This is a genomic window from Williamsia soli, from assembly GCF_017377795.1.
GTDB lineage: Bacteria > Actinomycetota > Actinomycetes > Mycobacteriales > Mycobacteriaceae > Williamsia > Williamsia soli.
The window spans coordinates 129,427-154,991 of the sequence record NZ_JAFRDR010000001.1 but is presented as its reverse complement, the minus strand read 5'-3'; the positions used below and the strand labels follow the sequence as shown (position 1 = coordinate 154,991).

25 protein-coding genes are annotated in these 25,565 nt (G+C 65.1%); 17 read left to right on the top strand and 8 right to left on the bottom strand.

What is annotated here, in order from left to right; all coding sequences use genetic code 11:
* Nucleotides 1-2,898 (top strand): DEAD/DEAH box helicase, encoded by a 2,898-nt coding sequence (locus J3S28_RS00720; protein WP_207835882.1) that lies wholly within the window; start codon nt 1-3, stop codon nt 2,896-2,898.
* A complete protein-coding gene (locus tag J3S28_RS00715) occupies nt 2,895-3,638 on the top strand; it encodes an SWIM zinc finger family protein (RefSeq protein WP_207835881.1) in 744 nt (247 codons plus the stop codon). Before J3S28_RS00720 ends, J3S28_RS00715 begins: the two co-directional genes overlap by 4 nt.
* Here the strand turns inward: J3S28_RS00715 and J3S28_RS00710 are convergent.
* Nucleotides 3,628-4,485: an SDR family oxidoreductase gene (locus J3S28_RS00710; RefSeq protein WP_207835864.1), complete on the bottom strand. Its 858-nt coding sequence runs from the start codon at nt 4,483-4,485 to the stop codon at nt 3,628-3,630. The genes J3S28_RS00715 and J3S28_RS00710 overlap by 11 nt on opposite strands.
* Nucleotides 4,486-4,613: 128 nt before the next feature.
* Between J3S28_RS00710 and J3S28_RS00705 the strand changes: the two genes are divergently transcribed.
* The 3 genes from J3S28_RS00705 to J3S28_RS00695 all read left to right on the top strand — a co-directional run bounded on the left by J3S28_RS00705 (nt 4,614) and on the right by J3S28_RS00695 (nt 6,237).
* The gene (locus tag J3S28_RS00705) at nt 4,614-4,991 is read left to right on the top strand and encodes a winged helix-turn-helix transcriptional regulator (protein WP_084893137.1); all 378 of its coding nucleotides are present in this window, start codon (nt 4,614-4,616) and stop codon (nt 4,989-4,991) included.
* 107 nt (nt 4,992-5,098) lie between these two features.
* Nucleotides 5,099-6,052: an esterase/lipase family protein gene (locus J3S28_RS00700; RefSeq protein WP_207835862.1), complete on the top strand. Its 954-nt coding sequence runs from the start codon at nt 5,099-5,101 to the stop codon at nt 6,050-6,052.
* Complete coding sequence (locus J3S28_RS00695; protein WP_207835851.1) at nt 6,049-6,237, top strand: hypothetical protein; 189 nt, start codon at nt 6,049-6,051, stop codon at nt 6,235-6,237. Before J3S28_RS00700 ends, J3S28_RS00695 begins: the two co-directional genes overlap by 4 nt.
* 10 nt (nt 6,238-6,247) lie before the next feature.
* Here the strand turns inward: J3S28_RS00695 and J3S28_RS00690 are convergent, their stop codons facing one another.
* Nucleotides 6,248-7,372: a citrate/2-methylcitrate synthase gene (locus J3S28_RS00690; RefSeq protein WP_207835840.1), complete on the bottom strand. Its 1,125-nt coding sequence runs from the start codon at nt 7,370-7,372 to the stop codon at nt 6,248-6,250.
* Nucleotides 7,373-7,472: 100 nt separating this feature from the next.
* Between J3S28_RS00690 and J3S28_RS00685 the strand changes: the two genes are divergently transcribed.
* From J3S28_RS00685 to J3S28_RS00675, 3 genes are read left to right on the top strand one after another with little or no spacing between them, the layout of a single operon-like run.
* Nucleotides 7,473-8,711 (top strand): citrate synthase, encoded by a 1,239-nt coding sequence (locus J3S28_RS00685; RefSeq protein WP_207835839.1) that lies wholly within the window; start codon nt 7,473-7,475, stop codon nt 8,709-8,711.
* A 35-nt stretch (nt 8,712-8,746) separates the two neighbouring features.
* Nucleotides 8,747-9,154, top strand: coding sequence for a carboxymuconolactone decarboxylase family protein (locus tag J3S28_RS00680; RefSeq protein WP_207835837.1), 408 nt, complete (start codon nt 8,747-8,749; stop codon nt 9,152-9,154).
* A 2-nt stretch (nt 9,155-9,156) separates the two neighbouring features.
* Nucleotides 9,157-9,903 (top strand): DUF429 domain-containing protein, encoded by a 747-nt coding sequence (locus J3S28_RS00675; protein WP_207835827.1) that lies wholly within the window; start codon nt 9,157-9,159, stop codon nt 9,901-9,903.
* Nucleotides 9,904-9,915: 12 nt separating this feature from the next.
* Here J3S28_RS00675 and J3S28_RS00670 read toward each other — a convergent pair whose 3' ends face one another.
* Together J3S28_RS00670 and J3S28_RS00665 are read right to left on the bottom strand one after the other, a co-directional pair.
* Nucleotides 9,916-10,401 carry a PPOX class F420-dependent oxidoreductase gene (locus J3S28_RS00670; RefSeq protein ID WP_207835825.1) on the bottom strand — a complete coding sequence of 162 codons (486 nt, stop codon included), beginning with the start codon at nt 10,399-10,401 and terminating at the stop codon, nt 9,916-9,918.
* A 101-nt stretch (nt 10,402-10,502) separates the two neighbouring features.
* Entirely contained in the window at nt 10,503-12,026 is a 1,524-nt protein-coding gene (locus J3S28_RS00665; protein ID WP_207835823.1) for an acyl-CoA synthetase, read from the bottom strand.
* Between the two features lie 96 nt (nt 12,027-12,122).
* Between J3S28_RS00665 and J3S28_RS00660 the strand changes: the two genes are divergently transcribed.
* A complete protein-coding gene (locus tag J3S28_RS00660) occupies nt 12,123-13,643 on the top strand; it encodes an amidohydrolase (RefSeq protein WP_307796714.1) in 1,521 nt (506 codons plus the stop codon).
* Between the two features lie 77 nt (nt 13,644-13,720).
* Here the strand turns inward: J3S28_RS00660 and J3S28_RS00655 are convergent, their stop codons facing one another.
* Nucleotides 13,721-14,551, bottom strand: coding sequence for an endonuclease domain-containing protein (locus tag J3S28_RS00655; RefSeq protein ID WP_237340903.1), 831 nt, complete (start codon nt 14,549-14,551; stop codon nt 13,721-13,723).
* A 183-nt stretch (nt 14,552-14,734) separates the two neighbouring features.
* On the opposite strand from J3S28_RS00655, the gene J3S28_RS00650 reads away from it, so the two are divergent.
* Complete coding sequence (locus tag J3S28_RS00650; protein WP_207838032.1) at nt 14,735-16,234, top strand: SulP family inorganic anion transporter; 1,500 nt, start codon at nt 14,735-14,737, stop codon at nt 16,232-16,234.
* Between the two features lie 2 nt (nt 16,235-16,236).
* Here the strand turns inward: J3S28_RS00650 and J3S28_RS00645 are convergent, their stop codons facing one another.
* Nucleotides 16,237-16,446 carry a dodecin gene (locus J3S28_RS00645; protein ID WP_207835821.1) on the bottom strand — a complete coding sequence of 70 codons (210 nt, stop codon included), beginning with the start codon at nt 16,444-16,446 and terminating at the stop codon, nt 16,237-16,239.
* 329 nt (nt 16,447-16,775) lie between these two features.
* On the opposite strand from J3S28_RS00645, the gene J3S28_RS00640 reads away from it, so the two are divergent.
* From J3S28_RS00640 to J3S28_RS00625, 4 genes are all read left to right on the top strand, one after another.
* The gene (locus J3S28_RS00640; RefSeq protein ID WP_207835818.1) at nt 16,776-18,923 is read left to right on the top strand and encodes an FUSC family protein; all 2,148 of its coding nucleotides are present in this window, start codon (nt 16,776-16,778) and stop codon (nt 18,921-18,923) included.
* Between the two features lie 146 nt (nt 18,924-19,069).
* Nucleotides 19,070-19,243, top strand: coding sequence for a hypothetical protein (locus J3S28_RS00635; RefSeq protein ID WP_207835812.1), 174 nt, complete (start codon nt 19,070-19,072; stop codon nt 19,241-19,243).
* On the top strand, nt 19,233-19,595 hold the full coding sequence (locus J3S28_RS00630) for a hypothetical protein (protein WP_207835809.1): 363 nt from the start codon (nt 19,233-19,235) through the stop codon (nt 19,593-19,595). The genes J3S28_RS00635 and J3S28_RS00630 overlap by 11 nt, the downstream gene beginning before the upstream one ends.
* A 143-nt stretch (nt 19,596-19,738) precedes the next feature.
* The gene (locus J3S28_RS00625; RefSeq protein ID WP_207835806.1) at nt 19,739-20,095 is read left to right on the top strand and encodes a UBP-type zinc finger domain-containing protein; all 357 of its coding nucleotides are present in this window, start codon (nt 19,739-19,741) and stop codon (nt 20,093-20,095) included.
* 34 nt (nt 20,096-20,129) lie between these two features.
* Here J3S28_RS00625 and J3S28_RS00620 read toward each other — a convergent pair whose 3' ends face one another.
* Nucleotides 20,130-20,555, bottom strand: a complete 426-nt coding sequence (locus J3S28_RS00620; RefSeq protein ID WP_207835803.1) for a VOC family protein — start codon at nt 20,553-20,555, stop codon at nt 20,130-20,132.
* A 103-nt stretch (nt 20,556-20,658) separates the two neighbouring features.
* On the opposite strand from J3S28_RS00620, the gene J3S28_RS00615 reads away from it, so the two are divergent.
* The 3 genes from J3S28_RS00615 to J3S28_RS00605 all read left to right on the top strand — a co-directional run bounded on the left by J3S28_RS00615 (nt 20,659) and on the right by J3S28_RS00605 (nt 24,040).
* Complete coding sequence (locus tag J3S28_RS00615; protein ID WP_207835792.1) at nt 20,659-21,246, top strand: TetR family C-terminal domain-containing protein; 588 nt, start codon at nt 20,659-20,661, stop codon at nt 21,244-21,246.
* Nucleotides 21,247-21,414: 168 nt separating this feature from the next.
* Nucleotides 21,415-22,302 carry an alpha/beta fold hydrolase gene (locus tag J3S28_RS00610; RefSeq protein ID WP_207835790.1) on the top strand — a complete coding sequence of 296 codons (888 nt, stop codon included), beginning with the start codon at nt 21,415-21,417 and terminating at the stop codon, nt 22,300-22,302.
* Nucleotides 22,303-22,462: 160 nt separating this feature from the next.
* Nucleotides 22,463-24,040, top strand: coding sequence for an MFS transporter (locus tag J3S28_RS00605; RefSeq protein ID WP_207835762.1), 1,578 nt, complete (start codon nt 22,463-22,465; stop codon nt 24,038-24,040).
* Between the two features lie 10 nt (nt 24,041-24,050).
* On the opposite strand, the gene zwf is transcribed toward J3S28_RS00605, so the two are convergent.
* Nucleotides 24,051-25,523: a glucose-6-phosphate dehydrogenase gene (gene zwf / locus J3S28_RS00600; protein ID WP_307796712.1), complete on the bottom strand. Its 1,473-nt coding sequence runs from the start codon at nt 25,521-25,523 to the stop codon at nt 24,051-24,053.
* Between the last annotated feature and the right edge of the window lie 42 nt (nt 25,524-25,565).

Genomic DNA, 25,565 nt, shown 5'->3' with positions numbered 1-25,565 from the left:
GTGACCGAGACCCCCGCCGCACATGCTCTGTGGCGCTCGGGCATAGGGCTGTCACTGTGGTTCACCGACGCCGACGGTGAGCCGTGCACTGATCGGGTTCCCGACGGTCTGCCCGCACCGATGGAGGCCGCGATCGGCAAACGGGCGCTGCGTCGCACGATCGCACTGGCCGGCCCCGGGCCCCTGCGCCGCGAGATCGCCTCACTCACCCTCGGCCCCGCGGCCACCGTGGAACTGCTCCAATCGATCGACTCGCCGGACGAGGTCGGCGGCGAACTGCGCTATTACCGATTCCTGGTCGATTCCACCGACCGATTCGTGCGCTCTGGGGCCGTCGCGCCCTCGGTCAACTGGGTGGCCGGAGAGTGGGCGGTGCGCTGGGCACCTCTGACCACCGCGAGCTGGCGCAACTGGCTGTCCACAGCCGTCGCGGCTGCGCCTCCGGTGATTCTGGACAACGGGGAATCCACCGCGATCATGGATTTCTGCGGTGCGATCACAGACCAGTTGTGCCGCAACAGCTGTACCGACGTCCGGCCGTCGTCCGTGCGTTCTTCCTTCGTTCGCGCCCTGCTCCCCGACACCGACGCACCGGCGATGTCGGCGGACAAGGCCGCGTCGGCGGCATCGGCGTGGGCGAATTGGGCCGACGGTTTGCGTCAGGGTGAGTCGTCGTTGGTGCTCCGACTGAACGAGCCGGGCGGTGAAGACGGGGAAGATGACGACTACGAAGACACCCGCTGGCGGTTGCAGGTGTGCAGGCGCACCCTCGACCGTCCGGACGAACCGGTTGAACTACGCCGTCTCGACACCCACGAGATCGATCAGATCACCACCGATGTCGCCCGTGCGGTACGCGCGTTCCCTGATCTGAAATCCGCGCTCCACGATGATCATTCGTTGGACTTCCTACTCACCACCGACGTCGTGCTGAGCCTGTTCGACACCGGCGTCGCAGCCCTGGCCGAGGCCGGCTTCGAGGTACTCCTTCCCCGCTCGATCGCGCATGTGCGTCCCACGCTCGCGCTGCGCGGGAAACCGGAAGGCGGTTCGAGGCAGCGCAACGTCGTGGTCGGGCTCGGCGAGATACGAGACTTCCAGTGGCAACTGGCGCTCGGCGAGGACGTGCTCGACGCCTCCGAACTCGATGCGCTGGCGCGGCAGAAGGGAGACCTGGTCAAGGTCCGCGGCAGGTGGATCCGGGCCGACAACTCCGCGCTCTCGCGGTCGGCGTCCTTCATCCAGGCCCAACGCGCCCTTGCCGAATCGGGTCAGCCCGCGGACATGGGCGAATTGTTCAATCTGGTCACCGACGGCGACGATCGGCTGCCGCTGCCGGTGACCCGGGTCGACGGGTTGTCCTGGCTCGACGAGATCAAACGCGTCGGCCGGATGGCACCACCTGCTCTCACTGCCCCGACCTCGCTCAACGCCGAACTCCGACCCTACCAGCAGCGCGGCATGGAATGGCTCCGCCATCTCAGTTCCCTGGGCATCGGAGCCGTGCTCGCCGACGATATGGGACTGGGCAAGACCATCCAGGTGCTGGCATTGATGCGGTCCGAGGCGGAAGCCGCTGATCCTGACGAAGAACCGGGCACCACGCTGCTGATCTGTCCGATGTCGGTGGTGGGCAACTGGGAAAGGGAGATCGCCAGATTCTCGCCCGATACCTCGGTGCTGATCCATCACGGACCGGCTCGGCTGCGCCAGCCACATTTCGGCCCTGCTGCGGCTCGGGCAGATGTCGTCATCACCACCTTCGCCATCGCCTCTCGCGATCGGAAGATGCTGAGCCCCATGACGTGGGACCGCCTTGTCGTCGACGAGGCGCAACACATCAAGAACGTCGCGACCGCGCAGTCCAAGGCGGTGCGCGCTCTCACCGCCCGACACCGAATCGCCCTCACCGGCACTCCGGTCGAAAACCGGCTGGAGGATCTGCGGTCGGTCATCGACCTCGTGAACCCCGGATTGCTCGGCACCGCATCGACATTCAAGTCGCGTTACGCGGAACCCATCGAACGCGAGCGGGACAAGGGCGCAGTGCGTCGGCTCAATGCCGTCACGTCGCCGTTCATCCTGCGCCGCGTCAAGACCGACCCCGCCGTCATCTCCGACCTTCCCGAGAAGACAGAGCTGACCGTGCGGGCGAACCTCACGGTCGAGCAGGCTGCGCTTTACCGGGCGGTCATCGACGAGCTGATGAACGCCCTGGGCAAGGGTGAGGACCCACAGGGCGGGAGTGAGCGGCGCAGAACCGTGTTCGCGGCGTTGACGCGCCTCAAACAGATCTGCAATCACCCGGCGCACTACCTCGGTGACGGCTCACCCATCATGCGTCGGAACGAGCACCGCTCGGGCAAGGTCGAGTTGTTGGCCGACATGCTCGAGAACATCGTCGCCGACGGCGAGCGCGCGCTGGTCTTCACCCAGTTCACCGCCTTTGGCGACATGATGCAGCCATGGCTGGCAGACCGCATCGGCGCGGGGGTCTCGTTCCTGCACGGCAGCCTCAGTCGCTCCGCGCGCGACACCCTGGTGACCGAGTTCAGTGAGAACGACGGCCCACCGGTCATGATCGCATCGCTCAAGGCCGGTGGCACCGGGCTGAACCTGACTGCGGCCAATCACGTTGTACATCTGGATCGTTGGTGGAACCCGGCCGTGGAGAACCAGGCCACCGACCGCGTCTACCGGATCGGGCAGCAACGTCGGGTCGAGGTGCGAAAGTTCGTGTGCGTCGGCACGCTGGAGGAACGGATCGACCAGCTCATCCGCGACAAACGCGAGCTGTCCGAACTCACCGTGGCCACCGGTGAGAGCTGGCTCGCGGCCTCGGACAATGACGAGCTGTACGAGCTCATGCGGCTGAGCGACGAGGCGGTGAGCGAGTGAGTGCGAAGAAGAAGCCGGCAGCCCGCGGTTACGGACTGACGCCGTGGTCGAAGGGGTTCCTGCTGGCCGTCGAGACCCCCGCCGAACTGCGCAAGATCACCAAGGCCCGCACGTACTTTCGCGACCGCAACGTCATCGACCTGGTGGTCAGGTCCGGCCGGGTGACCGGTTTGGTGCAGGGCAGCCAGCTCGACCCCTTCGAGGTCGAGATCGAGGCGGGCCCGGCCGATCCGGCGACTGTGGTCTCCATGCTCCGCGAACGGGGCAAAGCCGACGAACTCGTCTCCGTGACCCGCGGCAAGCAACCGGACTTGTTGGGATCACTGGTGATTCCTGCGGACTCGACGGACATACGCACCGAATGCACGTGCCCAGTGGACGACGACCGCTGCATCCACGTCCTGGCCGTCAGCTACGAGCTGGCCGCGTCGATCGACAAGGATCCGGCGACCCTGTTGACCATCATGGGTGCAGACCTGCCGCTGCTCCTGGCGCATCTGCGGGATGACGGCGACCGTCCCGACGCGCAGCAATCGGACGCTCCCGCACCCTCGGACGTCGACTTCTACGGCGATGGCCGCCAGTTGCCCGCACTGCCACACCCCCCGCCGCTGGACGTCCTGTCCGAACTCGACACCACTGCCCTGTCGGCAGCGCTGCGACGGTCCGGTGCCGCGGCGATGGATGTGGCCCAGGCGGTCGACGAACTGGCCGAGCTCTACGCCCGTATCACGCGATAGCGGCCCTGATGACGTCGGCCACAGGGGTCGACGGTCGGCCGATCAGCGTCTGCAGATCTCCCGATTCGGTGTCGAGTTCGCCGCGCGAAATACCTGCATCCGCTCCGGCGAGCATCGTCGCGACGGGTTCTGGAAGGCCTGCCCCCGCCAGCGCTGCGGCATAGTCGCTCTCGGAGAGATCGACATACGCGACATCCTTACCCACGACCTCACCGACGATCTTCGCGAACTCTGCGTATGTCAATCGCTCGTCGCCCCCGAGTTCGTAGGTTTTGCCACCCTGGTCATCGAGCGTCAGGACCGCAGCTGCTGCCGCCGCATAATCTGCGCGGGAGGCCGCGGCCAGCCGACCGTCGCCCGCCGCGCCATAGAGCGTTCCGGACTCGATGGCCTGGGGCAGTGCCGATCCGTAGTTCTCCCAGTACCAGCCGTTGCGCAGGAGCACCGAAGGAATCGACGAGGCTGCCAGTCGTTCTTCGGTGGCGAGATGCTCGGGCGCCAGGGAAACGCCGCTCGAATCGGCCTTGAGCAGACTGGTGTACGCGATCAGCGAGACGCCGGCCGCCTCGGCGGCTTCGATGACGTTGATGTGCTGGGGAACCCGTTGCCCCACCTCGGAGCCCGAGATGAGCAGCAGCTTGTCGACCCCGTCGAGCGCGGACTTCAATGCCGCCCGATCGCTGTAATCGGCAACGCGAACAGTGACACCTTTCTCTGCAAGGGGCGCCGCCTTCGCGTTGTCACGGACGATCGCGACGATCTCGCCGGGAGCGACACCCCGCTGGAGGAGATCGGTGACGACGAGGCTGCCGAGTTGTCCGGTGGCTCCGGTTATCGCTGTGGTCATGGCTGGTGCTCCAATTCGATTGGTTAAAAAAGGTTCGCTGTCGCGCTTCCCCAACAGTATGCACTTACTATTAGTAAGCGCAAGCCATCCGGTAACCATCCAGGTCATCCCTGGGTTATGGTGGATGAATGACCGAGGACACCAGCAGTTCGCTCGAGGCGGACGTGTTCGCCCGAGACTGTTCCTCGCGTGAAACCCTGCAAGGTGTCACTGGGCGCTGGGGCATCCTCGTGCTCGCCGCCCTCGGTGAGGGCAGCTATCGGTTCAGCGCGCTCCGCAGGCGAGTAGATGGGGTCAGCGAGCGGATGCTCTCGCAAACCCTCCAGAATCTCGAGCGCGACGGCATGATCACCCGCACGGTTCTCGAGGCAATCCCACCCAAGGTGGAGTACGACCTCACCCCACTCGGGCGTGAAGTCGCCGACCGTCTCGTCGGGTTGATCGAAGTCGTGCAGTCGAACATGGACGACGTCTACGCCTCGCGGAATCGGTACGACAGTCGCTGACCGGTCACGGTCAGGGATCGAATCTGCGAATCCGTAGCGCGGCGATTCCGGCTCCGACTAACTTGCAGACAGTAGTGATTAATTGCGAGTTCATCGGCAGGAGCAGGATGCGGCAGGCGCGGGCGGTCGGGGTGATGATCGCCTCGATACTTTTGTGCGTCGGAACCGTCCTCGGCACCGGACCCGCGGCCGCCAAGGATCCGTTGCCCGTGACCTATAACTTCTTCGCCGGTATCCCGAACGAGCTGGCGAACCCGGGTGGTTCGCTGCCGGGGGCCAACGACTGGAACTGCAAACCGTCGCCCCAACACCCGGAGCCAGTCGTGCTGGTGCACGGTACCGGCGGCGGCGCACAGACGAACTGGGGCACCTACGTCCCGCTCCTCGCCAACAACGGCTACTGCGTCTACACCCTCAACTACGGAACGATTCCAGGAGCTCCCTGGCCGATCAGTGCGATCGGCGGCTTCGCTCCCATCGAGAAGAGCGCCGCAGAGCTGTCAGCGTTCGTGGACCGGGTTCGTAAGTCCACCGGTGCGAAGAAGGTCGACATCGTCGGCCACTCGCAGGGCACCCTCATGCCGACATACTGGATCAAGTTCCTCGGCGGCGCCGACAAGGTCGACAAGTACATCTCGCTGGCACCGCTGTGGAACGGCACCAACGTGGCCGCCGCGGGCGAACTGACGGCCTACGCGAAGGCGCTCGGTGTCGATCAACTCCAGCAGGACACCATCGGATTGCTCTGCGGGGCCTGCCTCCAGATGTCCAAGGGATCGGACATGATGAAAAGGCTGCAGGCGGGCGGCATCCTCGATCCCGATATCACCTACACCAACATCATGACCCGCTTCGACGAGCTCATCGTCCCTTACACAAGCGGATCTCTGCGGGCCGCGAACTCCACCAACATCGTCGTGCAGGACGGCTGCTCGCAGGACTATTCGGAGCACGCGGGCGTCGCCGGATCGCGACGCGCGGCCACGTTCGTGCTCAACGCCCTCGATCCCGAGCATCCGCGCGCGGTGCCCTGCGAGTTGGCCCTTCCCTTCACCGGGTGAGCGCACGGGGGTGGTGCCCCACACAAGCCCCCGGCGGAGCGAACGATCTGCGCACCGATGAGTTCCCGACAGAGCCCTTTGCCGCGGGCGTGTTCATGCCGATCCTCGCCGGTGCCATCGTCTGGGCCGGCCTCTGGCTTCGCAGCGAGACCGTCCGTTCGATCCTTCCGTTGCACCGCAACTGAGCAACCGTGCTCACTCCACAGGCGGGCCGACATACCTGGCACTGGGCCGAATGATCTTCCGGTCCTCGGCCTGCTCGAGGATGTTCGCGCACCAGCCGACGACTCGGCTGACAGCAAAGGTCGGTGTGAACATCGTCCGCGGCACCCCACATCGGTCCATCACGACACCGGCATAGAACTCGACGTTGGCGTAAAGACTTCGGTCCGGGTATGCCTCGGCGAGGACTGCGACCACGTCCTTCTCCACCTGCACCGCGAACTCGGCCAGAGGGCCACCCAGATCGATCGCGATGTCGCGCAGCATGTCCGAGCGCGGGTCAGCGGTTCGGTACACGGCGTGACCGAAGCCCATGATCCGGCTGCGCTGCGCCAGTTGCTCGTTGGCCCAGGTAGTGGCATCACCGACCTCGGCGATCTCGTCGAGCGCATCGAGCGCCCGGTCCGGAGCACCGCCGTGCAACGGACCGGAGAATGCCCCGATCGCGCCGCAGACCGCGGAGACCACGTCGGCACCGGTCGAAGCGATGACCCGGCCGGTGAATGTGGAGGCGTTGAAGCCGTGGTCGATCGTCGCAATCAGGTATTGCTCGATGGCCCGCGCCGCCCTGGGCTCGGGTTCGTTCCCGGACAGGCAGTAGAGCCAGTTCTCCGCGGTCGACAGATCGTCGCGGGGTGATACCGGGTCTTCCCCGCTTCGGATCCGATGCAGCGCGGCAAGAATGGTCGGGGTGACGGCGGCGACGGCCAGTGCGTCGGCGACCCGTTGCTCCGGGCTCGAGTCCCACATCGGGAGACTGTGGCGCGTTAGTGCTGTAGCCGACAGGATCGTCCGCAAACCGGCGAGCAACTGGCGTTCGCCGCCCGCGAGGGCCACCGTTCGGAGCAGCGAAGTCAGCTCGGGTGGGATGGTGCGAAGAGCTCTGGTCACGGCGCAGAAGGCGGCCAACTCGCCGGGGTCGGGAAGCCTGCCGTACACGAAGAGGTGCCATACCTCTTCGAAACTCCGGCTGGTCGCGAGCTCGATGGCCGAGTACTGCCGGTACTGATAGAAGCCTTCATCTCCGTTGACATCGCCGACCTTCGTATCGGCCACCACAACGTTGCTCAAACCCGGTGGTGCCACCATCATCGACATCGCATTCTCCGATCCATGTTCTGACGTTGTCCTACAGAAACATTCGACCCAGGGGGTGAGGTGTGTCAATGTTGATGAAATCAATGTTTGAGGAGGAGAGATGGCTGGTACATCCGCTGGGCGAAGACGCGGCCCCACCACACCGCTTCGCCACGACGGCCGCGACTACCTGACCACCGCTCAGGTGTGCCGAATGCTCGGGGTCAAACCACAAACGGTGTACGCCTACGTCAGTCGTGGTCACCTCACCAGTGGGCGGATCGACGGTGTGCGCGGGAGCGTCTTCCTCGTCGACGATGTCGATGCACTCACGCGGCGGTCGGTCAGCAGGCCGCCGGCCGGGATGGTCGAGCGGATCCGTACCCACCTCACGCTCATCGACGACGATCGCCTCTACTATCGCGGCCACGATGCCACCGTGCTCGCTGCTGAACGCGACTTCGAAAAAGTCTCGGAACTACTGTGGAACGTGAGCCCGGATCGGGAACCACAGCTGTTGTCGCAACGCACTTTTCGGCAGATCGATGGCCTCCGGCGCGCACAGGATCGGCGCATCGATGTCATCCGCATCGTGGTGGATGTCCTCGGCTCTCGGGACAGGTTCCGCCACCAGAACGCACCCGTGGACGTCGTGGCCCGGACCCGCGACATCTACGCCAACTCGCTGAGCGCTCTTCCCCTTCTCGACGACCGCCCCGTCCGGGGCAACAGCTTCGCTGCGCAACTCTGGCCACGGCTCACGGACGTTCCTGCCAACCCCAGGCGTGTCCGGGTTCTCAATGCCGCGCTGGTACTGCTCGCCGATCACGACCTGTCGGCCGGCACCGTCGCCGCCCGGGTCGCTGCAAGCGCACGCGGGAGCATCTATTCGGTGATCAGCGCGGGCCTCGGCGCACTTGACGGGACCCTGCACGGCGGCGCGGCGACTGCGGCCTATCGCTTCCTCACAGCAGCGCTCCGAGACCCTGTCGAGGCACTCGCCTCCTACACCACCGCAGGACTACCGGTTCCCGGCTGTGGGCACGTCGTCTACCGGCATCGCGATCCGCGCGCGGAGGCGCTGTTCGGGATGCTCGGGGCCACCACCGGTGGCGATCCCACCGTGGGCCGTGCCCTCGAGGAACTACGTCCGCAGTTGCAGCGCGCCGGTGCGGGTTTCATGAACTCCGACATGGCATTGGCCGCACTGGCTGTGCGCTTCGAGATGGGACCGGATGCCTCCGAGACCATCTTTGCGCTGGCTCGCATCGCCGGGTGGGTTGCCCATGCGCTGGAGGAATATCAGGAGCCGCGGCTGCGGTTTCGCCCCGAGGGCGTGTACGTCGGTGTGCGCCCGTGAACCGTCCGCACACACACCGTGGAAGGATCGTCAACATGACTTCTGACGACACCACTGGCGACGGCCACTCACGTTATGAACCCGGACTGCGGGTCCGCCGTGAGGTGATGGGCGACGAGTTCGTCGACAGGGCCCTGGCTCGAACGCGGGGAACCGAATCCGAGGCTGTGCAGACGGCCATCACAGACCTCGTCTGGGGTGGTGTCTGGACCCGACCCGGCCTCGAGCGGCGCGATCGCAGCCTGCTCAACATCGGCCTGCTGACCGCATTGCGGGCGCATGAGGAACTCGCCGGGCATGTCCGGGGAGCACTTCGAAACGGACTGTCCCGCACAGAGATCACCGAAGCGGTCATACACACCAGCGGGTATTGCGGTGCCCCGGCCGCGATGTCGGCCATGCGAATCGTGCAAGACGTTTTCGACAACACCCCTGCCGACTGACGATGCGCACCCTCGGCATCGACCTGGCCTCCCAGCCCGAGCGCACCGCGATGGCGACGATCGACTGGTCTCCTGCCGGTGCGACGGTCATCGACGTCCGCACCACGGTCACCGACGAGATGATCCTGGCCGCACTGCGTACCGCCGACCGGACCGGCATCGATGCGCCGTTCGGCTGGCCCGATGCTTTTGTCGACGTGGTGTCGGCACATCACGTCCACGACAGTTCGAGCGAGAACGAGTTGTTCACCCAACCCGGCGTCACTCGCTTCGTACGTCGGATGACCGATGAATGGATAAGGGCCCGAACGGGTTTGGTCCCTTTGAGCGTATCGGCCGACCGCATCGCTTACGTCGCACTCAGGGCGGTCCGACTACTCGCCCGGGCCGATGGCCCCGGATTCGACGCCGGCCGTGTGAACGGCACCGCGGTCGAGGCATACCCGGCTGCGGCGCTGAAGATCTGGGGATTGAGCCACAACCGGTACAAGGGAAAGACCAACCACCAGGTTCTCGCCCGGCTCATCGACGATCTGTGTGATCTCGCACCCTGGCTCGATTTCGGACCGCACCGCGCGTTGTGCACCAGCAGTGACGACGCTTTCGATGCGGTGATCACCGCAGTGATCGCGCGGGCAGCGGCCCTCGGTATGACCGAATTGCCCGATGCCGCGCGCATGCTCGTAGCCGAACGTGAAGGCTGGATTCACGTGCCCAACCAGCCATTGGAAGCCCTGGCGCCGAGTTGACGACTCGAGCCGCTATCGGTCCTGCGCGTCCAGCCTGGCGGCGATGTCGGACGGGAAGCCACCGGTTGCCAACGGTCCCCATCTGGTCGGGGTCACCCGGATCAACGACTTGTTCTGCAGTCGCATCGCGGCCCGGTACTCGTCCCAGTCGGGATGCTCGCCGGAGATGCTGCGGAAATAGTCGACCAACGCGTCCTCGGCCTCTGGCATGTTCAGAACCTCCGCGGTCCCGTCGACCTGCACCCAGGCTCCATTCCACTCGTCTGACACCACGCAGACGCTGACGTTCTCGTCCCGACACGCATTGTTGGCCTTGGCGCGACCCGGGTACGTCGAGATCACGATGCGCCCCTGGTCGTCGACGCCGCCGGTGACCGGCGAGAGCTGCGGGCCGCCGTTCTTCCGGACGGTGCTGAGCAGCATCTTGTGCCGCGGCCGGATGAAATCCAGCAGGGAAGCGAGATCGACGTCGGTGTTCGTTGCAACTGTGCGGGCCATGACATCCACCCTAGCCGCGGTGTCGTGGCCACCGCCCACCCGAATTCGTGCCGCCCACCGGTTGTTGCCGGTGGGCGGTGCGAAAACGGGTGGGTGATGGGCTACAACTCCGCCCGCAACTCCCGCTTCAGCAGCTTTCCGCTCTGGTTTCGCGGAAGCTCGTCCACGAACACCACGCGTTTGGGGACCTTGAACGGAGCGATCTGCTCTTTGACGTGGGCGATCAGGTCCTCGGCCGCGACCTCACCGGCATCAGAGCGCAGCACGACCACCGCGGTGATCGCCTCGATCCATTTGTCGTCGGGGGTTCCGACCACTGCGACCTCTGCGACCCCTGGGTGGGTGTAGATCACGTCTTCCACCTCTCGCGAGGCCACCAGGATCCCGCCGGTGTTGATCACATCCTTGATCCTGTCGACCACCGTGATGTAACCCTCGGCATCCTGCGTGACCAGATCGCCGGAGTGAAACCAGCCGTCCCGGAACGCTTCTGCAGTGGCCTCGGGATTGTCCCAGTACCCCTGGCACAGCTGAGGCGAGCGATAGAGAACCTCACCGGCGGTACCGTCGGGAACGTCATTGCCCTCCGTGTCGACCACACGCGTCTCGACGAAAAACACCGCCTTACCGCAGGAAGCGGGACGATCGGCATGGTCTTCCGGCTGCAGAACCGTTGCCAGCGGACCGATTTCGGATTGGCCAAAGCAGTTGTAGAACTTGATTGCCGGGTAGCGTTCCCGCAGCCGGCCCAGCACCGTCACCGGCATGATCGAGGCGCCGTACTGTGCCTTGGTCAGCGACGACAGATCCCGGGTATCGAGATCCGGATGCCCTGCCAGCGGCACCCACACCGTCGGCGCCAGGAACAGGGAGCCGATCTTCTCCTGTTCGATCAGCCGCAGGATCTCAGGGATGTTGGGGGTCTCCAGCAAGCTGACCGTAGCGCCCACCGCCAGGTACGGGAGCATGAACACATGCATGCCTGCTGAGTGGTACAGCGGCATCGCGATCAGCGGGTTGTCAGTCGCAGTGAACGACAGCGCAATCACCGACGACACGTATTCGGCCACCATGCCGCCGTGGGTCATCATGGCGCCCTTGGGCTTCGAGGTGGTCCCAGAGGTGTACAGCAATTGCACCAGCGTCGATTCGTCGACGTCGACGGACACCACCGGCACCTCCCCTGCCGACACCGCATTGAGGAATGAACCCTTCTCGTCCCGCAGGGTGATGACCTGATCGATCCCCAGTTCGGCCGCGACAACCGCCAGGTTCGACCGCAGCGCAGGGTCGACCAGCACAGCGCGACTGCCGGAGTTCTGGATCAGGTACGTCAACTCCCCTTCCTTCAACGCATAGTTGACGGGGACGTGGATCAAACCTCCACGCGCACAGGCGAGAAACCCGATCACGTAGGCATCGGAGTTGGTGCCGTAAGCCGCAATCCGGTCACCGGAGACGAACCCCAGAGACAGCAGGTGCGCAGCCGCCCGCGTCACCGCTGCGTCGAGTTCGGAGTACGTCCACGATCGATCGCCGAACCGGAGCGCAACACGGTCCGGAAACTTCGCGGCGGATCTCCGCAAGACACCGTCGACGGTGCTGGCCCGTAGCAATGAACTCATGTTTCGACTTTATAGGAACTCCTAGTAACGGCGGGGGCACTCGCCGATCTCGACGTACGTTGCGCCACGCCCCTTTCTCCTGAAAAGTGGTCAACCGTGCCAACATCGACTCTCATTCGCCGGGCGCGCCTGGTTCCGGTGCGGACGAACGCCGCACCGGACTCTCCTGTCGACATCAGGATCAGCGACGGCGTCGTCACGGAAGTGGGTGCAGATCTGCGTCCGGGCCCGGATGACACCGTTCTCGACGCTTCCGGACGCTGGGCGATTCCCGGCCTGTGGGATGCGCACGTCCATCTGACCGCGTGGGCGCAGTCCCGGGCGAAACTCGATGTCTCCGGGACCGCGAGCACCGCCGAGGTGACCCGGATCGTCGCCGACTATGTCGCGTCGCTCCCCGCGCCGTGGCAGGGCGGAGCGATCGTCGGCTATGGATTTCGACCTGCGACGTGGCCCACCGCTCCCACTGTCGCCGAACTCGATGCCGTCAGCGGCGCGCATCCGGTGATCCTCGGCAGCGCCGACATTCACACCGGCTGGGTGAACTCCACAGCACTGGCACTCCTGGGCGTCGGGCCACGCACGGGTCCGCTGCTCGAAAGTGAGTGGTTCGATCTGCAGCCCACTGTTGCCCGACTGACCGCCGCCGGCGGCGACGCCGACCTCATGCTCCGCGCCGCCGTCGCCGACGCCGCAGCCACCGGGGTGGTCGGTGTCGTCGACTTCGAGATGGCCGCGAACCACCTCGACTGGCCACGCCGCTTCGACGCCGGGATCGACCAACTGCGCGTGCGCCCGGTCACCTACGCAGAGCACCTCGACGACGTCATCGCCGCAGGTCTGCGCACCGGCACCGAGTTCTCATCCGGCGGCGGGTTACTGACCCAGGGGTCGCTGAAGATCTTCTCCGACGGGTCACTCAACACCAGGACCGCGTACTGCTGTGAACCGTACGCCGATGCCCATGCCCTGGAATCCCCACGCGGCCAACGGGTGTACTCGCTCGCTGAGCTGGAGACCCTGCTCGCCCGCGGACGCCGCGGCGGCTTCGACATAGCGTTGCACGCCATCGGTGACGCCGCCGTCGATCAGGCCCTCACCGCATTCGAATCGACCGGCACCCGCGGCTCCATCGAACATGCGCAGCTGATCCGGCTCGAAGATGTCGCCCGGATGCGTGCGCTGGGGGTCCGCGCCAGCGTGCAGCCTGGTCACCTCCTCGACGACCGCGACGTCACCAACCAATGCTGGCCCGACCGCGCCGACCGCTGTTTCGCGTTGCGGTCGATGCTCGCCGGTGGGGTCGAGCTGGCGCTCGGCTCCGACGCGCCGGTGTCACCTCTTGACCCGTGGGGTGCCATGGCCGCCGCCGTCCACCGCGCGGCCGGCGACGACGATCCCTGGAATCCGGACGAATCGCTGACCGCCGCACAAGCGCTCGCGGCCAGCACCGATGGCCAGGGCACGATCGGTGTCGGCAGTCGAGGGGACGTCGTCCTCGTCGACGAAGATCCGCTGAGTTCCACGGCCGGCACCGCGGACACCGCACATCTGCTCAGGAACATCGGAGTCGCGGCGACCGTGGTCGCGGGCCGGGTCACCCATCTGGCGATGTGATGATGTCGCCCTGAAAACCGGCAAATACCGAGCGCCCGGGGGCACATACCCCTCGGCGGTCCCATATCTGCCGGTTTTCAGGGCCGCTCGCGTCTGCGATGGCGATCCGGCCGGGTGATCGCACGAATATCGGCGAGAACTGCCTCCCAGCCGTAGAGCACGTCATCGTAGGTGATGCGCAGGGTCAGCCAGCCGTCCACCAGCGCTCGACGGTCTCGTCGGCGATCGTTGTGGTAGCTCTCCAAGCTGGTGTGATGTTGAACGCTGTCGCATTCGATGAGTAGCCGCCCGATCCTCAGATCGGTCCGGCCCACACCTGAGATCGACGGCTGGACGACAACAGCAAATCCGTGGGCTCTCAGGCGGACTCTAGTGATCGACTCGGTGCCTGACTGGGAGTCCGGGTCGCATTTGTCCAACAAGGATGAAATCCGGCGTGCCGATGGACCGATCTCCGACGCCATGCGCGAGACGGTCAACCCGGCCGAGTTCAGCGCCGAGTCGCACGTGGCGATCCAGTGCTCGGCTCTCATACACTTCGCGGCATGTAGGAGGGCGACGGGAATCGGATCGACCGCAGTCAGCGCTGCAGGCGGGCGTCCAAAGCCGACGCAAGCCCGGGCGCTCTTCAGTTCTCCGTCCCTGGTCGGTCGTGTGTGCACCCGCTCGTAACCGGGCGGCACCCACAGCTTGTGTTTTCGCAATGCAGACACGCAGCCGAGCACCCCACCGAGCCGGACGGCGGTGACCACATCAGGGTCCGCAGTTGCTGTCGCGTACCAACCACGCCGTAGCGCGACGAGCACGCCGTTGTCTGCTTCCCGGCGGATCTGCCATGTGCTGAAACCCCGTTGGAGCAGTTCCTTGGTCGAGTAGACACCGAAGTCCATGGTGATCAGACGGATCATCGGCGCATTCAGCTTCATTGCCCTGAAAACCGGCAAATACCGAGCGCCCAAGGGAAGATACCCCTCGGCGATCTCATATCTGCCGGTTTTCAGGGCGGAATCGGAACTGCTCGGTTCGCACCGGCGACGCCTCAAGGGTTAAGTTCTGCCGTGCCCACTTCCAAGCCTGTCCTGCATTCGCAGATGCCTCCGGCGACAGTGCGTTCACTACTCCGCTCCCCGTCTCAGCTGCGTCGCGAGATCCTTGCCGGACTCGTTGTCGCACTGGCGCTGATCCCCGAAGCGATCTCGTTCTCGATCATCGCCGGGGTCGATCCACGGGTCGGTCTCTTCGCGTCTTTCACCATGGCTGTGACCATTGCGTTCGTCGGTGGTCGGCCTGCGATGATCTCCGCGGCGACGGGTGCCGTCGCGCTGGTCGTCGCCCCGGTGGTCAGCAAGTACGGTCTCGACTACCTGATCGCGACAGTGCTGCTCGCAGGGCTTCTACAGATTGTCTTGAGTCTGATCGGCATCGCCAAGCTGATGCGCTTCGTGCCGCGCAGTGTGATGACCGGATTTGTGAACGCTCTCGCCATCCTCATCTTCATCGCACAACTACCTCACCTGTTCGGCGACGACATACCGTGGCTCGTCTACCCACTCGTCGCGGCCGGATTGGCGATCATCGTGCTGCTGCCCAGGATCACGTCGGCGGTACCGTCACCGCTCATCGCCATCCTGCTCATCACCGGCGTCGTCACCGTTTTCGGCTGGAGCGTCCCGACCGTCGAGGACGAGGGAGCGCTCCCCGATTCGCTGCCGTCGCTCCTGCTGCCCGATGTGCCGTGGACGATGCACACCCTCTCCGTGATCGCGCCGTACGCCGTGGCCATGGCGCTGGTCGGTTTGATGGAGTCGTTGATGACCGCGAAGCTGGTCGACGACATCACCGACACGCATTCGAACAAGACCCGGGAGGGCTGGGGCCAGGGCATCGCGAACCTGGTCACGGGTTTCTTCGGCGGCATGGGCGGTTGCGCGATGATCGGGCAGACGATGATCAACGTCAGACAATCCGGGGCCCGCACCCGGTTGTCGACGTTCCTGGCAGGCGTCTTCTTGCTGATCCTCGTGGTGGTGCTCGGCGACGTGGTCGGGGTGATCCCGATGGCCGCTCTGGTCGCCGTGATGGTCATGGTGTCGGTCGGAACATTCGATTGGCACAGCGTCCATCCGCGGACGCTACGCATCATGCCGATCGCCGAGACCACGGTCATGGTGGTGACCGTGGCGGCCACCGTCGCGACCGAGAACCTCGCCATCGGTGTCGTCCTCGGTGTGCTGACCGCGATGGTGATGTTCGCGCGGCGGGTAGCCCATCTGACGTCGGTCGATGCAGCCACAGAGATCGACCCCAGCGGTGCGGACACGGCCGAGGTACGCCGGTATCGGGTACGCGGCGAACTGTTCTTCGCCTCCAGCAACGACCTGGTCTACCAGTTCGACTACGCCGGTGACCCGGATACAGTGATCATCGACCTCAGCGACGCCGACGTCTGGGACGCTTCGACGGTGGCAAGTCTCGACGCCGTCCTCGGCAAGTACCGAGCACAGGGTAAGACCGCCACCATCGTCGGACTCGAGGGCCCGAGCCTGGAGCGGCTCGAGCGGTTGTCGGGCCGGCTCGGCGCCGTCGACTGACGTCAGTCCTCGAGTTTGAACCCGATCTTCAAAGTGACCTGGAAGTGCGCGATCTCGCCGTTCTCGACGTGGCCGCGGGTTTCCTTGACCTCGAACCAGTCGACGTTGCGCAACGACTTGTTGGCCCTGGTGACTGCACCCTTGATCGCATCGTCGGTGCTGACCGTCGAGGTACCGACGATTTCGGTGACCCGGTAGATGCTGTCGCTCATGTGCTTCTCGATTCTGTTGTGCCGGTGATAGATCGCTTACGCACTCCAACGTTACTGATCGAATGCGGACGCGGCGGCGATCACGCAACATCTGTCGCAATCCGCCCGGGCAGGGGACGATCGAGCGTGCGGCGCTGCCAGCGGGAATGCCCTCCGAGAACTGCCAACTGACTGTTGTCAACAGTCACGACCTCCGTGGTTTGCTGCCCACCAACAATCCTGGGAATGGGCGGCGTTCAAGTGTCCACTGCATCGGGCGAATCCGCATACGGCCGCCCGTCGGCGTCGGACCTGAGGACGCGCGTCTGGTTTGCAGTTACGATTCGCCCATGGGCACCCGCGTCCACCGATCCCTGCCGGCGTTCGGAGACGCCGTGCGTCGGCGTGACCCCGGATTCGACGCTCTACGCCGAGCGATACGGCCGGCGATCGTCGTCCCTGTCGGTGCCGCGATCGCTCTGCAGGTGGGCGGAGCGCAAACCCCGCTGTTCACCATCTTCGGCTCGTTCGCGCTCCTTGTGCTCGTGGACTTCCCGGGCACACGGGGACGCCGGGCCGTGAGCTACACGGCACTGGCCGTGGTGGGCTACGCGTTCATCTCGGCTGCCACGTTCCTGGCGAAACCGGGCTGGCTCGGTGCGCTGTCGATGCTCGTGGTGGGCGTGGTCGTCTCCTACGCGGCCATTCTCAGTTCGAGTTTCTCGGCGGCCCAGCGAGCGGCGTTGTTGCTCTTCGTGTTGCCGGTCGCCTCCCCTGCGGGACCGCTGTCGGACCGGTTGCTCGGCTGGACACTCGCGCTCGTCTTCAGCGTCCCCGCAGCGCTGTTCTTACTACCGCCTCGGCACCACAACGAACTCCGCGAGCGGGCCCGCGAGGTGTGCTCCGGCCTTGCCGGCCATCTCGACTCGCAACCGACCGAGGATGATCCTGTTGACATCGCCGCAGCCATGGACCGGCTGCGTCAGATATATCTCGGCACCGATACCCGACCATCCGGACTGACCGCGGGCAGTCGGGCGCTGATCCGGGTGGTCGACGATCTCGAATGGCTCACCTCGCAGGTGGGCAAACCGCAGTCGCCATTGCCAGACCCCATGCGCGAGCACGCAGTCAGGGTCTTGCAACGCTCGGCCGACGTGCTCACCGTCGACACCGCGTCGTCGCGGGCCACGCTCAGCGACGCAGTGGGCGCACTGACCTCGCTGCTGCACAATCGTTTCGGGGCCCACATCGAGTTGATCGTCGCCGACAAGAGTGAGGCCGACGCCGAATCGACCGGCGTGCGGTTGCTGAGCGCCCACACGGTCTGCAGCACGATCGCCCTGATCGGACGTACGGTCGCATGGGCCTCGACCGCCGATGCACGACCCATGGTGAGCAAGATACTGGGCGGTCAGTTACCGCCAACGGGTGTGGCCGATCTCGTCCTCTCTGAATACGCCGCAACCCGGATGTCGGTGTCGTCCACGGTGATCAAGAACTCCGTCATCGCCCGCAATGCGCTGCGTACCGGATTCGGCCTGGCTGCCGCTGTCGCGCTCATCCATGTCGTGCCTGTGCAACACGGTTTCTGGGTGGTTCTCGGTGCGATGTCGGTCCTGCGGACCAGCGCGCTGACCACCGGATCCAATGTCGCGCGCGCCGTGCTCGGCACCGCCGCCGGCTTCGTGGTGGGCGCTCTCATCGTCACCGTACTGGGTACGAACGAGGTCGCACTGTGGATCGCGCTGCCGATAGCGGCATTCGGCGCCGCGTACATCCCCAAGGTCATCTCGTTCGCTGCCGGACAGGCGGCGTTCACCGTTCTGGTCATCACACTGTTCAACGTGCTCGACCCGACCGGCTGGCGAATCGGATTGATCAGGGTCGAGGACATCGCGATCGGATGCGCGGTCGCGGTCGTCGTGTCGGTGGTGATGTGGCCGCGAGGTGTGGCGACCACAGCGCGGGCAGCGATCAACAATGCCCAAGATGTGTTCGTGCGTTACCTGGTGGCGGTCACCACCAGGATCACCGCTGGTTCCACCCCCGCCGGCGAGTCCGAGATCGCAGACCTGCGCGAACAAGGTCTGCTGGCCTATCGGGCAGCCGACGACGCTGCGCGGCAATATCTTTCCGAGACCGGAACTGCCGTCGAGAAGCGGACCCCGGTGGTGCGGGCCGTGAGCCGGGCCAATCGGTTGCGCGTCGTCGCCGATTCGATCGCCGACCTCACCCCCACCTCCAACCCGGCCGGCACCGGTCCCCGACTGTGTGCGGTGATCGACGCCCATGCCGCTCGGATCGGCACGGTGGGAGTCGACGCCGCGGGGAGGATAGCGGCCGAAGCCGTGGCCGCACTGCGCGCCGATACCGTCGCCGACGGCATCAGCGTCGCTCAGGCTCGCCCCTTGATCGCCACCACGGCCTATCTCGGCGAGCTCGAGCTCGTCGAGTCGCCCACCCTCGCATCGGCAGCGGACGCGGCACCCGCCTAATAAATCGATTGCCCGCACCGACCGGGGTGTTCAACACTGTCCTGACCTGCACAGCCATCGCGGTTCAGCGGGTTTGGCAGAAAGTTTGCCAATACTGTCAATTCAGCCACTGTTGGCAAGAAGTTTTTGAACGGATAGTTACTGCCATGGAACTCTTGGTGATCTTCGGACCGGCCATCGTGGTCGGATTGATTGCGACGTACCAGAATCGGTCGTCGCTCGGGGCGCCTCACGGCGTCGGGTTCGAGCCGGATTCCGGCCGCGCCGAGCTGGAACTGGAATTGGTGAACCGACGCGAGGCGGTCAGCCATGTGCGATGAGCTCACGCGCCGGCAGACAACCGCTCTGGCCGCGGAGATCGACCTCCTCAGGTCATTCAAACCATATGCAGCCCTGCGTAGTTCGCTCGATTGGCGATTTCCGGGCACCCGTGACATCGGCCCGTTCGTTTCGCTCCGCGGCCTCACCGGCTACAGCGATGACGTCGCACGCGATGTCGTGGAGACGGCCACCGCAGGACTCGGACTACGGTTCGATGACCGGCAGATTGCCGCCTTCGCGACGCATCTGGCCGACCTCGCCGACTTGATCGACCACGCGGTCGCCGGCAGGCTGAACCGCCTGTATCGAGCCGCCTCTCGCCGACGTCCCACTTCGCAGACCCACTCCTGATCGGGCACGATGCGCTCCCAGCGATCCTCGAGGGCTGCCGCGCCGACTGGTACGCGCGAACTCCGGCGGTCTTGTATGAAGGATTTGTCCGGACCGCATCTCATGGCCGCGTTCGGACAGAAGAGACGAGAGGTCTGCCTGACATGACTACGCCCGACATCGACCCCACCGTCCCGCCGAGCGGGACCGGCTGCCTCGACTGCGAAGGTACCGGTGGGTGGTGGTTCCATTTGCGCCGATGCGCCAGTTGTGGGCACATCGGTTGCTGCGATGACTCGCTGTCCCGGCATGCGTCGAAACACGCGACGGAGAGCGGTCACCCGATCATCCGTTCCTTCGAACCCGGTGAGGACTGGTTCTGGAACTACGAGACCAACGACTACTACAACGGACCGGCGTTGGCGCCCCCGCAGTCACGGCCCGCGGACGAAACTGCTCCGGGCCCCCGAGGGCACGTCCCCGAGAACTGGGTGAGTCTGCTGCAGAACCGATCCGACTGATCGCGAGATAGTCGGGTTCCAGCACAGCCGGCGGTCAGCGCACCTCGGCTGCGTTCACCGCGAACGCCGCCGCGAAGTCCTCGCTCGGCTCGATCGGCGTGATGACATCGATGAGGACCCCCTCCGGGCCGGCCACGATGAAGTGGCGCTGACCGAAATCCTCCGACCGGATCGGCAGTAAGGCCTCGAGTGGCCCGTCGGTCACCAGCCGCCGATACTCGGCGTCCACATCGTCGACCTCGAGATTGAGCAACACGCCTGCCGACACAATTCCGCGGCGGCCGTCGGGAATCGTCTCGTGCGAGGCGTCGAGTACCGCGAGTTCGAACTGATCTCGTCTCATGCTCACGTACCAGTCCGCCTCGAAGGTGACGTCGAACCCCAGATGGTCGCGGAAGAAGCGCGCGGTCGCGGTTACCTCGCTGGTCATCAGGACGGGATAGAAGCTGGTGAGTGCCATGACGATTCTCCTTAGAAACGTTGTGTATGTATAACCGCATTTCTATACATACACGGCGTATGTATAGTTTGGCAACGGGTGAGGATTCGGAAAGGTGTAGTTCATGGGCAGGGCGAGCAAAGAGCAGAGCGAGCTGACCGCGGCGCGCATCCTCGACGTCGCGATCGACGCCTTCGGTTCCCGCGGATTCACCGCGGTCAGCCTGGAAGACGTGGCTGCGGCCGCCGAGGTGACCAGAGGTGCTGTCTACCACCACTTCCGCAGCAAGTCGGGTCTGTTCCGGGCGGTGCACGCCGAGACGCAGCGTCGCGTCGGCCAGGCGGTCGACGACGCGACATCCGGCATCGGTGACCCATGGGAGGCACTGGAGACCGGCTGCCACACGTTCCTCGAGGCGAGTGTGCGAGCGGACCGGCGACAGATCATGCTCATCGACGCGCCCTCGGTCTTGGGCTGGGATGTCTGGCGAGCCCAAGACGCCGACAACTCCGGGCGATTGCTGCTGGCGGTTCTCACCGAACTCGACGCCGCCGGTCTCCTCGACGTCGCGTCGGTCCCAGCGGCCAACGCTCTTCTGACCGGTGCGATGAACGAGGCTGCACTGTGGATCGCGGCGTCGGAAACACCTGCTCAGAGCACCGAGGACGCTTGGCGCACCCTCCGCAGGATCGTGCGGTCGCTCCGCTCCTGAGACGACGTTGTCGGAACCCGGAAGCACCATGGGCGCACCAGAGTTTCCGACTTGAGAGGACGGCGTGGAGTTTTTCGACGTTGCGGCCGGCATTCCTTAATTGACCGGACACGTCGGCATCCGATGCCCGTAGCCTACGGGTGAGATCTCGCCGCCGAGAGGACCCCGATGCCCACCGAATTCGACCTGCTACCTGACAACGCGAACGAGATCGGCCTCCCGCCGTCTCCATTGCCGGCAGTGACGCGCGTCGGCACGAAGGTCGACGGTCACCTTGTGAGCGCATTGAAGTGGACCGCGGACTCACCCCGGATCGCCCTGCTGCACGGAGGCGGCCAGAACGCGCACACCTGGGACAGCGTCCTGCTCGCCCTCGGCGTACCGGCGCTGGCCATAGACCTTCCAGGACATGGTCATTCGGCCTGGCGCGACGACCATGACTATCGCCCGCTCCCCAACGCTCCGCTGGTTGCCGCAACGATTCGCGAACATGCGCCCGAGGCCGTACTCGTGGTCGGGATGTCGCTGGGCGGACTGACGACGATCGCGATCGCGGCACACGATCCCGGTCTCATCCCGCGGGCGGTCCTCGTCGACGTCAGTCCCGAGTCGCCAAGACGATTCGAGCAGCTCAGTGGCAAGGATCGGGGAACGGTCGCCCTGGCCAGCGGGGGTCCGGACACGTTTGACGACCTCGATGAGCTGATCGAGTTGACGGCGATGGCCGCACCCAACCGGAGCAGGTCATCGATCCGGCGCGGAGTCATCCACAACACCCGCCAGCTCGCCGACGGGCGCTGGCAGTGGCGGTACGACCGCCTGCGGGAGAGCATCGATTCCGAGCCCCTCTGGGATGCTCTCTCCGCGAGCACGATTCCGTACACGCTGGTACGCGGTGGCGCCTCCCACTTCGTGGCCGATGCCGATGTCGACGAATACCGGAGACGACTGCCCGACATCGACGTCATCACCGTTCCTGGATCCGGTCACTCCGTGCAGAGCGATGCCCCACTCGAACTGGCGGACATCATCCGCGCCGTGCTCGACAAGGCCTGAGACAAAAGCGCCGGTCACCTCGGATTGCCCGAGCCGGTCAATCGCTACACCGGGTAGAACAACGCTCGCCGCAAACCCTTTCGCGATACTCTCGTTCCGAACTGTGCAGATCAGCGCGGTCTTCAGGTGGTGCGTCAAGCGCCGGCGAGGGGAGTCATCGATGGCGGCCGAGATCGTCGACAGGGCGCCGCCCAAGGCGAAGATGGTACTCAGCACCCTGATCTTGGTGGCCGGTGTCGCCAACATCAATCTCGCGGTGGCCAATGTCGCGTTGCCCGACATAGGAAAGGCGTTCGACGCAAGTGCCGTGGGCCTGAACCTGGTCGCCGTCGGCTACTCGCTCGGGCTCGCTGCCTCGGTCCTGTACTTCGGTGCGCTCGGCGACCGGCACGGACGCAAGCGGATGCTCGTCATCGGCATGAGCCTGTCGATCCCGGCATCGCTGATCGCGGGCTTCGCGCCCAGCATCGAGGTGCTTTTCGCAGGTCGGCTCCTCGGCGGTATAGCTGCGGGCCTGGCCTATCCGACCACCCTCGCGATCATCACGGCACTGTGGCAGGGGGCCAGCCGCACCAAGGCAATCGCCGCGTGGTCAGCACTCGGTGGCGCGATCTCGGCGCTCGGACCGGTGCTCTCCGGCGGGCTGCTCGAGGTCTTCAGCTGGCATTCGGTCTTCCTGGTGACCTTGCCGCTCGCGGTGGTCGCGCTGGTCGCCGCGTGGAAGTTGGTGCCCGCGGACAGCGGAGACGCCAGCGAGAAGGTCGACAATCTCGGCGGTGTCTTCTCGATCCTGTTCATCGGCGCAATGGTGCTGTGCCTCAACTTTCTCCCCATGGCCGGAGCAGGCCTGGTCGCCGCGATTCTGGGTGCGGTGTCGGTGGGTGCGGGTCTCGCCTTCTTCATCCGACAGCGCCACGCGAGCACCCCACTGTTCGATCTCAACATCGCGGCTCGTCCGACGTTCTGGGTCGCGGCCATGGGTGGTGTCGTGGTCTTCGGAACCCTGATGGGCGCGATGTACATCGGCCAGCAGTACCTGCAGAACGTGCTCCACTATTCGACCCTGGCCGCAGGCTCTTCGGTCCTGCCTGCTGCGATCAGCATGGTGGCGGTGGCACCGTTCTCGGCACGGCTGGTGGAGGCCCGCGGATCCCGGCTGACATTGCTCCTCGGAATCGCGATCATCGCCGTCGGTATGGTCGCGGCCATGGTCCTGTGGACCGAGACAGCACACTACTGGCGGGTCGCCTTCGTCTACATCTGCATCGGGCTCGGGGTCGGTATCGCAGGGACTCCGGCGTCGCGTTCACTCACCGGATCTGTACCACTGTCCCGGGCGGGCATGGCCTCTGGCATGTCCGATCTCCAGCGCGACCTCGGCGGGGCCATCATGCAGTCGATCCTCGGTGCCATCCTCACCGCCGGCTACGCACACAACCTCTCGAAACAGATCGCGGGGTCACCGGACGCGAGCACCATCACCGACCAGACGCAGGCAGCACTGACCAAGTCGTTCTCCAGCGCCGAGGATCTGGCCGCTCGCTACCCCGACAACGCCGACGAGATCTTGTCCGCGGCCCGAGAAGCCTTCGTACACGGCGACTTCCTGGCCTACGGCGCCGCGATCGCCGTGGTCCTGGTCGGCGGCCTCGTGGTGTTGTTCTGCTATCCGAACGCCGCCAAGGAGCGCGAGTTGATGAAAGAGTATGCAGCGGAGAGCGTTCGAGAACGGGCCTGACCAACGGCGTTCAGGTTTCCTTGCGACCCCGCCAGATCCGTTCGAAAGGAAGTCTCCACGCGTGCGGGGCGATGAGCTGGTGGATCGCGTTCGGACCCCACGAGCCCTGGTCGTAGCTACGCACCGGCGGCGGATTCTCGAGCAATGGAGCCGAGACCTCCCATAGCCTTTCGATGCCCTCCGCGGTCGTGAACAGGGTGTGATCGTTCTTCATCGCGTCGAGGATCAATCGCTCGTATGCCTCCAGGACGAGTCCGACTTGATCGGTGTCCTGCATCGCGAACTGCAGACTCAGCTTGTCGAGTTTCATACCCGGGCCGGGCTTCTTGCCGTAGAACGACAGCGACACCTTGAACGCATCGGCCAGGTCGAAGGTCAAGTGATCAGGGCCATGTTGTCCCACACCGGATCCCTCCGGGAACATGCTCTTCGGCGGTTCGTGGAAGGCGATGGAGATGATTCGCTGGCCTTCGCCGAGACTCTTGCCGGTGCGTAAGTAGAACGGCACACCTGCCCAGCGCCAGTTGTCGATCTCGGCTTTGAGCGCCACGAAGGTCTCGGTCTCCGATTCGGGAGCAACACCGGGCTCGTCGCGGTAACCGGCGTACTGACCGCGCACCACGTTGTGCGGATCGAGCGGCCGCATCGAGCGGAAGACCTTGTTCTTCTCCTCACCGATGGGCCCTGGGGCCAACGCGGTCGGCGGTTCCATGGCGACGAACGCAAGAATCTGGAACAAGTGGGTCACCACCATGTCCCGGAACGCACCGGTCGACTCGTAGAAGTGTGAACGCCCCTCGAGCGACAGCTTTTCCGGCACGTCGATCTGGATGTAGTCGATGAAGTTCCGGTTCCAGATCGGTTCGAACAGGCCGTTGGCGAACCGGAAGGCGAGAATGTTCTGCGCCGATTCCTTACCGAGGAAGTGGTCGATTCGGAAGATCTGTTCTTCTTTGAACCACTGGTGGATCGACGCATTCAGCGCCACCGCGCTGTCATGGTCGGTGCCGAACGGCTTCTCCATGATCACGCGTGATCGCTTCACGAGGTTGGCCTCGTGCAGCATCTCGAGAACCGCCATCGCGGCCTTGGGCGGGACGCTCAGATAATGCAGCATCCGTGCCTCGCTGCCCAGCACGTCGAGTTGCTCTCGCACCGCTGCGGCCAGCGCCTCGGCGCCCTCACCCTGCGGAACGTAGGTCAAGGTCGCACCGAACTCGGCGGCGGCTTCCGGGGTGAAGACCCGGCTGGAGAACTCACTGCACGCCTTGACCCCGATCGCCCGGAAGCCTTCGCTGTCCATGTCGTCGAGCGAGGTTCCGACGATCCGCATCGGCGGGGCCAGTTTGGACATGAACAGGTGAAACAGCCCGGGCAGGAGTTTGCGGCGCGCCAGATCGCCTGTGGCCCCGAACAACACGACGACGTGCGGGGAGAGTTCCCGCTTCTCTTTTGCCCCGCGGGGCTCGATCACATCGGTCACACCGTTGATCGTCCCACTTTCGCACCGTTCGGGCGCGACAAC

What these genes read in the sequence shown, in the direction of transcription:
- J3S28_RS00710 (WP_207835864.1), bottom strand. Translation starts at nt 4,485, where the DNA reads ATGACCACAGCGATAACCGGAGCCACCGGACAACTCGGCAGCCTCGTC.
- J3S28_RS00705 (WP_084893137.1), top strand. Translation starts at nt 4,614, where the DNA reads ATGACCGAGGACACCAGCAGTTCGCTCGAGGCGGACGTGTTCGCCCGA.
- J3S28_RS00700 (WP_207835862.1), top strand. Translation starts at nt 5,099, where the DNA reads ATGCGGCAGGCGCGGGCGGTCGGGGTGATGATCGCCTCGATACTTTTG.
- J3S28_RS00690 (WP_207835840.1), bottom strand. Translation starts at nt 7,372, where the DNA reads ATGTCGATGATGGTGGCACCACCGGGTTTGAGCAACGTTGTGGTGGCC.
- J3S28_RS00685 (WP_207835839.1), top strand. Translation starts at nt 7,473, where the DNA reads ATGGCTGGTACATCCGCTGGGCGAAGACGCGGCCCCACCACACCGCTT.
- J3S28_RS00680 (WP_207835837.1), top strand. Translation starts at nt 8,747, where the DNA reads ATGACTTCTGACGACACCACTGGCGACGGCCACTCACGTTATGAACCC.
- J3S28_RS00675 (WP_207835827.1), top strand. Translation starts at nt 9,157, where the DNA reads ATGCGCACCCTCGGCATCGACCTGGCCTCCCAGCCCGAGCGCACCGCG.
- J3S28_RS00670 (WP_207835825.1), bottom strand. Translation starts at nt 10,401, where the DNA reads ATGGCCCGCACAGTTGCAACGAACACCGACGTCGATCTCGCTTCCCTG.
- J3S28_RS00665 (WP_207835823.1), bottom strand. Translation starts at nt 12,026, where the DNA reads ATGAGTTCATTGCTACGGGCCAGCACCGTCGACGGTGTCTTGCGGAGA.
- J3S28_RS00655 (WP_237340903.1), bottom strand. Translation starts at nt 14,551, where the DNA reads ATGATCCGTCTGATCACCATGGACTTCGGTGTCTACTCGACCAAGGAA.
- J3S28_RS00650 (WP_207838032.1), top strand. Translation starts at nt 14,735, where the DNA reads ATGCCTCCGGCGACAGTGCGTTCACTACTCCGCTCCCCGTCTCAGCTG.
- J3S28_RS00645 (WP_207835821.1), bottom strand. Translation starts at nt 16,446, where the DNA reads ATGAGCGACAGCATCTACCGGGTCACCGAAATCGTCGGTACCTCGACG.
- J3S28_RS00640 (WP_207835818.1), top strand. Translation starts at nt 16,776, where the DNA reads ATGGGCACCCGCGTCCACCGATCCCTGCCGGCGTTCGGAGACGCCGTG.
- J3S28_RS00635 (WP_207835812.1), top strand. Translation starts at nt 19,070, where the DNA reads ATGGAACTCTTGGTGATCTTCGGACCGGCCATCGTGGTCGGATTGATT.
- J3S28_RS00630 (WP_207835809.1), top strand. Translation starts at nt 19,233, where the DNA reads ATGTGCGATGAGCTCACGCGCCGGCAGACAACCGCTCTGGCCGCGGAG.
- J3S28_RS00625 (WP_207835806.1), top strand. Translation starts at nt 19,739, where the DNA reads ATGACTACGCCCGACATCGACCCCACCGTCCCGCCGAGCGGGACCGGC.
- J3S28_RS00620 (WP_207835803.1), bottom strand. Translation starts at nt 20,555, where the DNA reads ATGGCACTCACCAGCTTCTATCCCGTCCTGATGACCAGCGAGGTAACC.
- J3S28_RS00615 (WP_207835792.1), top strand. Translation starts at nt 20,659, where the DNA reads ATGGGCAGGGCGAGCAAAGAGCAGAGCGAGCTGACCGCGGCGCGCATC.
- J3S28_RS00610 (WP_207835790.1), top strand. Translation starts at nt 21,415, where the DNA reads ATGCCCACCGAATTCGACCTGCTACCTGACAACGCGAACGAGATCGGC.
- J3S28_RS00605 (WP_207835762.1), top strand. Translation starts at nt 22,463, where the DNA reads ATGGCGGCCGAGATCGTCGACAGGGCGCCGCCCAAGGCGAAGATGGTA.